The sequence below is a fragment of the Pseudomonas nitroreducens genome, assembly GCF_014204515.1.
GTDB lineage: Bacteria > Pseudomonadota > Gammaproteobacteria > Pseudomonadales > Pseudomonadaceae > Pseudomonas > Pseudomonas nitritireducens_A.
On record NZ_JACHLI010000069.1, the window covers coordinates 1 to 6043 of the forward strand.

A 6043-nucleotide genomic window follows, 5' to 3' on the forward strand; every position below is an offset into this window, starting at 1 on the left:
ATCACTTCCATTGGGCATACGCTTAAAACCAGTCACAAGACTATCTCCTAGTTTAAGCGTGAGGCCCTGTCCTCAGATACAGGGGGCCAAACCATCGACCAGGTAACGCTCATTTCGAAATGGTGGAGACGTTAGAGCTGCTACACCCGCTACATGTAGCGGGTGTAGCAGCTAGAGATGACGCCCACTTTTAGAAAAAAGCCCTCAGGTGGATTTCTGTATCATGCTTTATGCAAAACATCAATAGATGTGCTTAAAAAATATCTCCCACTAGAAGCACAAGTGTTTGATGCGCTGTTACGGCTGCTTAGCATCGCCTGGCCAAAAAATATGGAGGGCAATTGATGCTAAACGACATTCCTTTTCAAAATTCCATGACTGCCGATGGCTTCAGGGTGCTACGCCTGAGGGACCTAGTTGAGTGTCTGGGCGTTGGCCGCTCGACCATCTATGACCGCATGAATCCCAAGTCACCCAGATATGACGCATCCTTTCCCAGGCCAATACGTTTGTCGGTTGGAGGAAGAAGAGCGGGCGCAGTAGGCTGGATTGAGTCGGATGTGCGCCGCTGGCTCAGAGCACGCGTGGCAGAGTCGGGGGTAGTTTCCGGTTTCAAGGAGGCAATCAGATGAGTGCTCGCCGACAGTTTGCACGACTGCCAATGATTGATAGTTTTTTTCCGAACACTATTCCTGGAGAAATTCTTCAAGGCGTAGTGGATGAAGTGAGTCGTAATATCCAGGCCCCGCGCCCGCTTATCTTGTTTAGCGCATTAACAGCCATAAGCATTGCTGTGCAAGGTAAATTTGATGTGCGAAAACCAAATGGCCAAGTTATCCCTGCCTCTCTTATGTTGTTTCTAATAGCTGATTCTGGCGAGAGAAAATCGACTGTCGAGAATATTTTCCTAGAAGCCATTAGAGAGGTTCAAACCGAGAAGGAAAAAGAATACAGGGCTGCATGCGAGGAGTGGAAAATCAAGAGAAAGGTGTGGGCTGTCAAAGAGAAGAAACTCCTCAAAGAAATTGAGCGCAGCAAGAGTGGGGAGTCAGGAGTTGATTCAATTTATGCTCTATTAGCCGAGCACGCAAAGAATGAACCTGTAAAACCTCGCCGAATCAAATTTCTTTACGATGACGCCACGCCGGAATCTCTGTTTTATGGATTACACAGCGACTTCCCCTCAGCTGGTCTTATTTCTGGGGAAGGAGGAGGCATTCTTGGTGGAGCGGTGATGAGGGAGATGTGCAAGCTTAATTCAATTTGGAGCGGGGATTCTATTGACGTCTCGCGAAAGACGAGTGAGAGCTTTGTTGTTGAAAATGCAAGGCTAACAACTTCACTTATGGTGCAAGATTCTGTTTTTCAGAAGTATATGCAGCGATCGGGGACCGTGGCGAGAGGAGCAGGGCTGTGGGCGCGTTTTCTGGTGTGCCAACCCAAAACGAAACAGGGGGAGAGATTCGTTGAGAACTTGACGCAGTCCTGGGAATACCGAGGAGTCTTCTCGCGACGGTTGCGCGAGATATTAGACAGTGCGGTCTACTCGATTAGTTGCGGCGATCTCGAGAGAAAGATTTGTGAATTTTCCCCCGAGGCGAAGGAGGTATGGCTCGGGGTTTATAACTCGATTGAGCGTGAGATGGATGCTAAGGGGCGATTCTGTGAAATGACTGATTACGCGTCTAAGTTAGCAGACAATATTGCTCGAGTAGCAGCTATTATTCATGTATTTGAAGGGGGAGCAGGTGCAATCTCGTTGTCGACGTTGGAATTCTCAATAAAATTATGCTTCTGGTGCTCCGATGAGTTCTATAGGATTTTTGTTCCACCCCAGCCTGAGCCTGAAGAAGTAGTTGATGCTAGAGCACTTGATGAGTGGCTATTTGATCTCTGGAAGCAGGGGGGAGACTGGGTAAAAATAAATTACATAAGAAAGTACGGGCCCAATAAAATCAGATCAAAGGTTCGACTGGAGCGAGCATTGGAAGAGCTACGCCGAGCGCGGAAGATTATATATTCTGAAAGACATGGGTGTGCGTGCATTGAAATACTCAATCCCTAATTCTTGATATGCACCCTTTTCTTGAGGTAGGCGTCCCTTGGGGCGCCTCTTTTCCCCAGGGCGTTAAGGATGAAATCACCCACATCGGGTATAATATTTTGCAGCCCCTTTTCCCTTATAAAACTCCCTAGAGGATCGAGAAGTACGCGGACCACTTCTGCTTCACTACCCCAACCTTTTGCTGGCGGGCTTTCCAGGAGACGTATTAACTCGGAGGATATTTGGTTTAGCTTATTTGACTTTCCATTCCCTCCTTTTTTTCCTCGACTTTGACGTGCCCTTTCTCTCAGAAGGAATCTGCTGTAGCTGTCAAGAATTCCAAAATGATAGGCTGCGTAGGTGACTAGGCTTGCTGCTTTTTGGTGTTCATTTCTGGCAAGTTTAATGCTTACTTCTTGAGTGTATAAAACTATGTGCGCAAAATGAACTCTCCTTTGGACGCCATCCCGTCCCTCATCCGTTTTTTGGTTTAGATTTTCTTCGATCTCCCAACATGAAATGATGTCTTCACACGTAATTTCTTTTTTGTTCTTTAATTTTTGAATCCTTGCTCTTAGATCTGACAGACGCTCGTGCGGCCATAATAAATTGGATATTTTACGTGCGCGCTGATTAAGTTCGCTCACGATAGCGCCTGTATCTTGCTGCATCGCAGCATCAGGATGAAGGAAGGGAAGAGATTTTTTCATATGGTGGATTAAATGGGCGCTACTTTGCTATGGATGAACTCTGCCCAGTCTGCCATAAGAGGGGGCCGCCGGGCGACGCTTCTCTAGGTAGTCGGAGCGCGAATATGCCCCTTCTACTTGGTATCTTTCATCGTGGGCTAATGCCATCTCGCATTCTTCCCTTGGGTCGAAGTAATCTCGTACAGCGCTTCCTCCATCGCCGGATCGCTGAGAATGAACCAGTTTGCAGCCGGTGGATGCGCAGCATGGTTTCCGGCTGATACGGCGGACGGCCATTGCCCGCCTTGGGGTAGTACGGCTCAATCAGCGACAGCAGCCCGGCCTAGAGGCACCACTTGCTCCATCTCCGTCAGAAGCGCTCGCGTGGGGGCTGTTTGCGTTTGCTGGCGTACTCGGTATCGGAAATGCTCTCTGGGTCATGCGGCAGGGCTCAGGTTCTGCCTGGCGTCATTTCAGTAGATCGGTCGGGACTTTTCCGGAGTTTCCTTAAAGCGTCGATGAAGTGATTGTCTGACTACTTTTCGCAGGTGGGTGCAGTTAGTTGTTCCAGTCGATTTCCAAGTAGGCTCCAGGCTTCTGCCATCTCCTTGGCATAGCTATGTCGCTGGTAGGTGCGCTTGACCTTGTTTTCCTCGGTGTGGTTGAGGCAGCGTTCCGCTACTTCCGGGAGCACACCAAGGGCAGTCATGATGGTTGCGCCTGTGCGCCTCAAGTCGTGTGGGGTCCACTTTCCTCCTGGGAGGAGTAGCGCCTGAGCATTGGTGCTCCTATTACTCAGGGTCCCTTGACCTGGCAGGCGTTGCCGATCCCCAAGCTGTTTGGTCACAGTCTTTGAGCAGACTGGGCCGCTATTTTGGACGTTGGGATAGCACCACTCACTGGCAGGGCTGAATGCGCGGACAGCCTTGAACTGCTGGATGGCGAACGGTGAGAGGGTTACGTTGTGGGCCTTACCGTTTTTGCTTTGCTCTGAAGGGATGTGCCAGTTGCCTTTGATAAGGTCGACGTTTTCCCATCGGGCGCTCAGCAGTTCGCCGATGCGGCAGCAGGTCGACAAAGCAATCCAAATGGCAGCTTCTGAGGAGGGGAGTAGACCGGCTTGCGGGGTGAGCTTGGCTAACGCGCGGATTTCTTCTTCGCTTAATACGCGATCTCGTTCGATATCTTTGCCGCCAATTTTGGCTTTGCGAATGCTCGCAGTCGGATCGTGATCAATCAGGTCTCGGTCTACGGCAAATCGGAACATCTGACGCATCAGGCTGAAGATCATCTTTGCCATCCGGTTGACGCCACGAGCGAGTAGGGCGTCCGTTACCTCGGTAATGTGACCTTTTTTCACATCTTCGACAGCCATTTTGCCGAGGAATGGCAGAACGTCTTTCTCGAACATGCGGCGCACCTCTGCACCGCCGTCCTTACGGTTGATCAAGTCGACCTTGGCCCAGTGGTCGAACAAATGCTGGACGTTTTTTCTGGCGGCTTGTCGAGCCTGAGCCGCCTCCAAGGCAGCTTTCTCCGCAGCGATTCTTGCACGTTCGGCGTCGCGTGCTGCCACGCGAGCGGCTGCTTCAGTCTCGAGGTGTTCCTTCACATCTCTAACGCCAGCCTTATGAAGCCCTGCGAGCTCTTTGGCCCGCAGACCTGCTTCGGCGAGTGTCATTGTGCCTTCGTTGCCCTCGCGGCTATATGTACCGATGGGGAAGGTGACGCGCTCGCTGCTGCTGTTGGTGTAGCGGAAATAGAATAGGCGTTCACCGCTTGGAGTGATGCGGGCCACCAAGCTGCCGTGCCCCCAGATGGCGACCTCGCTCAGCCACTTGTCGCTCGTACCCGGTTTGGCCGTCATCTGGCGGTCTGTGATCTTGGCCATCTGGTCAGTTTTTCCGTTGCCAATTGGTTGCCAATTGAGATTGTCTGGTTGCCAATTCGTTGCCAATTGGGATCGGCTTTATTCGAATCGCATAGGGCCATTTTGGACCAGAAGACATCTTTAAGCCAGTAAAATCAAGGATTTGTCGAGACGCTTCGGATGGGGTTGGATGCGTTCGGAGGGATTTTTACCTGCATGGGGTGCAAGGGGTAGAGTGTTCGAATCACTCCGTCCCGACCAAATTTGAAAAGGCCGGTTCAGCAATGAACCGGCCTTTTTGTATTTCCCTTTTTGCAAAGATTACCTAAATCGTCCGCCAGCTCGGCGCATCCCGCAGGGCCTAATCATCCTGCGCTGCCAGGAAGGTCGGTAGGTCCCGTCGGGCTATCCAGATTTCGCCTTGCCACTTGATGACGCCGATGCGTTGGTCGGCCCAGGTCATGAAGGCGCGGTGGGGAGTGGTGTCGGGGATGTGCTGGGAGTCGTGGAGGGTGGGGAGGACTTCGTCGCTGAGCCATTTGGCGATGTGGCGGTGTTCGGGGTGCCAGAAGCGGTAGAGGGCTTTGTAGGCGCCGGATTCGCTGATGACTTCGACTTCTTCGCGGAAGCCGCTGAAGTATTCCAGGATGACGGCGCGTTTCTGTTCCGGGTCCATACGCTGGGGCAGGCGGTAGGGGCGGCGGGCGTTGATCAGCAGGGCGAAGTCGTGGGCGACGAACCAGGGTTGGCGGTCGATCAGGACGGCGCGCAGTTGGTAGGTGTGGCGTTGGAATATGACTGGCTTGTAGGCGTCTTGCATGGTGATGCTCCATCTACGAGGTTGAGGAGTCGCCACGCGTCGTCGTCAAGCGAAGGGTGGCGGACCGCGCAGGGTTGACGAACCGGGAGATGGAACCGGCAGACCCGAGGGTCTCCCCGCGCGATCCGCCATAGAGCCAGTAGTGAATACTACAGGCATGAAAGGGCCTACAGGAAACCACCGCTGTTTCCCGCATACGCTTTCAGCGCTTTCGCGCCATCTCAATTCCGGTCGTCAAACCAGGTCACGGGATCGACCGTGACGGGCGGAGGATGGGGGAGCACTTTCCGATGCAGCAACCTGCAAAGTGCGTAGGAACTCGGGAAGCGTGTTTCCAAGAGTGGGCTTTTATATGGGCGGTGCGGTGCCTGGGCGTGCCCATGCGGCCGCGCGATGCCGAGCCTGTGCGTAGAGAGGGGCTGCTTCTATATAGAAGAGGGCAGGGGAGAGGCCCTTTGTCATCTTTCTGCAAAAAGTCGTTGACGGCCGATTTAAACTCCCTATAATGCGCACCACTCCCAGCGGCGAAGCGCTGAAAGAACTTGAAAATCAAGTACTTACAGAGATTCTAAGGTGAGAGTGGTGGTCAGGCAGGTGATTCACTTGCCGCCTTCTGCAGC

Annotated in this window: 5 protein-coding genes and 1 pseudogene; 2 read left to right on the forward strand and 4 right to left on the reverse strand. The window is 52.4% G+C overall.

What is annotated here, in order from left to right; translation table 11 throughout:
• Positions 1–374 precede the first annotated feature (374 nt).
• Both HNP46_RS35420 and HNP46_RS35425 read left to right on the forward strand, forming a co-directional pair.
• A complete protein-coding gene (locus tag HNP46_RS35420) occupies positions 375–632 on the forward strand; it encodes a helix-turn-helix transcriptional regulator (protein ID WP_260403362.1) in 258 nt (85 codons plus the stop codon).
• On the forward strand, positions 629–2065 hold the full coding sequence (locus tag HNP46_RS35425; protein ID WP_184598936.1) for a YfjI family protein: 1437 nt from the start codon (positions 629–631) through the stop codon (positions 2063–2065). Before HNP46_RS35420 ends, HNP46_RS35425 begins: the two co-directional genes overlap by 4 nt.
• Here HNP46_RS35425 and HNP46_RS35430 read toward each other — a convergent pair.
• From HNP46_RS35430 to HNP46_RS35445, 4 genes and pseudogenes are all read right to left on the reverse strand, one after another.
• Positions 2062–2754 carry a hypothetical protein gene (locus tag HNP46_RS35430; RefSeq protein ID WP_184598938.1) on the reverse strand — a complete coding sequence of 231 codons (693 nt, stop codon included), beginning with the start codon at positions 2752–2754 and terminating at the stop codon, positions 2062–2064. The genes HNP46_RS35425 and HNP46_RS35430 overlap by 4 nt on opposite strands.
• A gap of 170 nt (positions 2755–2924) precedes the next feature.
• A pseudogene (locus HNP46_RS35435) lies at positions 2925–3181 on the reverse strand (transposase); the annotation flags it as partial.
• Positions 3182–3268: 87 nt separating this feature from the next.
• On the reverse strand, positions 3269–4624 hold the full coding sequence (locus HNP46_RS35440; RefSeq protein ID WP_184598940.1) for a site-specific integrase: 1356 nt from the start codon (positions 4622–4624) through the stop codon (positions 3269–3271).
• Between the two features lie 340 nt (positions 4625–4964).
• A complete protein-coding gene (locus HNP46_RS35445) occupies positions 4965–5423 on the reverse strand; it encodes a BRO-N domain-containing protein (protein WP_184598943.1) in 459 nt (152 codons plus the stop codon).
• Between the last annotated feature and the right edge of the window lie 620 nt (positions 5424–6043).

What these genes read in the sequence shown, in the direction of transcription:
- HNP46_RS35440 (WP_184598940.1), bottom strand. Translation starts at nt 4,624, where the DNA reads ATGGCCAAGATCACAGACCGCCAGATGACGGCCAAACCGGGTACGAGC.
- HNP46_RS35425 (WP_184598936.1), top strand. Translation starts at nt 629, where the DNA reads ATGAGTGCTCGCCGACAGTTTGCACGACTGCCAATGATTGATAGTTTT.
- HNP46_RS35420 (WP_260403362.1), top strand. Translation starts at nt 375, where the DNA reads ATGACTGCCGATGGCTTCAGGGTGCTACGCCTGAGGGACCTAGTTGAG.
- HNP46_RS35445 (WP_184598943.1), bottom strand. Translation starts at nt 5,423, where the DNA reads ATGCAAGACGCCTACAAGCCAGTCATATTCCAACGCCACACCTACCAA.
- HNP46_RS35430 (WP_184598938.1), bottom strand. Translation starts at nt 2,754, where the DNA reads ATGAAAAAATCTCTTCCCTTCCTTCATCCTGATGCTGCGATGCAGCAA.